Genomic DNA, 1756 nt, shown 5'->3' on the forward strand with positions numbered 1-1756 from the left:
GCTCCCTCGAAATGATTCAGTTTCCTCACTCAGACTCATGAATTCGCAGGATTTCATCCTGTAGTTAGAATGAAGAAGAGGATGTGGGAAGAGTTGGTAGTGGAGAGACTTAAAAATGGGCATGCGGGAATAAAGGTGAATGTTGTACCACCCATATTGTTCCATATACGCACGTCTCCACGTCGCCCTAGCGATTCTCGCTCCCATGTCTCAACGGGTCATAGCCCTTTCATTCCTTCGTCACATCTAACTACGGGGTGGAGGTCGGTCTATCTATCGGAACGGGTTCATGCCCTTTTGCGTAACGTCTCCCGATACTCCGTGCTTCTTGTCATCCTGCGAATGCTTGAGCTGGTGAGGATCGAATGGTCTTAGGCAGCCTGCGGGAAAACTCTGGTTGAATCGTAAGATTCGCTACTCTTAGCCAGGCCGACTAACAGACGAGCCACTTTACTGCATAATTTCATGATGGATTTCATCTTCTTTAGCTTCTTTTCCTCCACATTGTTACGATGTAAAGCCTGAATTTCAGGGTTCGTCATCACCATACACATGGTCATCAGATACAGAAAATGACGCAGACGTGGACGCCCACGTTTGCTGAGCACCATCTTTCCTCGCCATTTCCCGGAACTAGCCTCTGCTAGATTCAGTCCAGCATGCCGAAGCAGTGCATTTCCATGCGAATAGCCGCTTAGATCACCAGTCTCACCGAGAACACCAGCAAGACAGGTAGCACTGACGCCTCGTATTTCAAGCAGCTTCTTTGCGTAAGGAATGCGATTGAGAATGCCATTCAGCTCGTGTTCAATCTGTTCAAGCTGACGCTGGGCCAGGTCATATTCTTCTAACAAATGGCCAAGATGAAGTTTGTATGCGTGGAGGGCCTGAGTGGCGCCAACACTGGATTTTGCGAGTGTAATGAGCAGTTCAGCACGTTTAACGCCAGCATGGCGCTTCACGTATTGCTTCCAACCGGACAAAACCTGTTCGGTGCTTAATTGACTGATGTCGCTGGGCAAAGGAAACAGTCTAAGTGTTGCGATTGCACTGGTGCAGGTAAGGATTTTGAAGACCTGACGCAGTTCGGGGAAAACGATGTCTACCCAACGATGAATCTGGTTAACTGCACTGTTCAAACGCTTAGTAACCGTCTCGCGGTTGGCCATGAGAATACGTAGTTCCTCGTAGGCTTCGGGATGAAAACGAACGGGTGAGTAGTACCCGTTCTTGATCATATCTGCGATGACCAGCGCGTCCTTGCGATCGCTTTTAGAAGGCGTATTGTCCCGGTTTTCCTTGTTCTTTTTGACGAGATGAGGATTAACCAGAACAGCCTCAATTCCTTGCTCGACGAGCCAGCGTGCTAGGCTGAACCAGTAGTGGCCGGTCGGCTCCATGCCAACGATGATGTGGCTCAGATTGTGGGTCTTGATCAGATCCTGGACCCAACGCTCGAACAACTTGAAGCCTTCACGATGGTTTTCGAACTCGAGCGGAGCGCCTAGAGCAATCCCTCGAAAGCTAACAGCGCGTGCGACATGGACTTCCTGGGCGATATCTACGCCGATGACTAAGTGTGAAACGGTAATGTTTTCAATGAGTTGATTTTGCTTGTCCTGTACCTTAAACTTCATAGTAGAGCGACCTCCTGATGGGCTTTTTGAGGCTTTTGACCTCGTGTGCAACTCCATCTTACCGGAGGCGCTCGTTTTTGTTCAAACGCCAAAATATTCGTTTTACAGGAATTCTATCG

Annotated in this window: 1 protein-coding gene; it reads right to left on the reverse strand. The window is 48.9% G+C overall.

What is annotated here, in order from left to right; genetic code table 11:
- Window positions 1–371: 371 nt before the first annotated feature.
- The gene (locus D3P08_RS26975; RefSeq protein ID WP_119603233.1) at window positions 372–1637 is read right to left on the reverse strand and encodes an IS110 family RNA-guided transposase; all 1266 of its coding nucleotides are present in this window, start codon (window positions 1635–1637) and stop codon (window positions 372–374) included.
- Window positions 1638–1756 lie beyond the last annotated feature (119 nt).

Origin of the sequence: Paenibacillus nanensis, from assembly GCF_003583765.1 — a bacterium.
Classification (GTDB): domain Bacteria; phylum Bacillota; class Bacilli; order Paenibacillales; family Paenibacillaceae; genus Pristimantibacillus; species Pristimantibacillus nanensis.

Bases quoted from the DNA above. Each gene is read 5' to 3' on its own strand.
- D3P08_RS26975 (WP_119603233.1), bottom strand. From the start codon at position 1,637: ATGAAGTTTAAGGTACAGGACAAGCAAAATCAACTCATTGAAAACATT.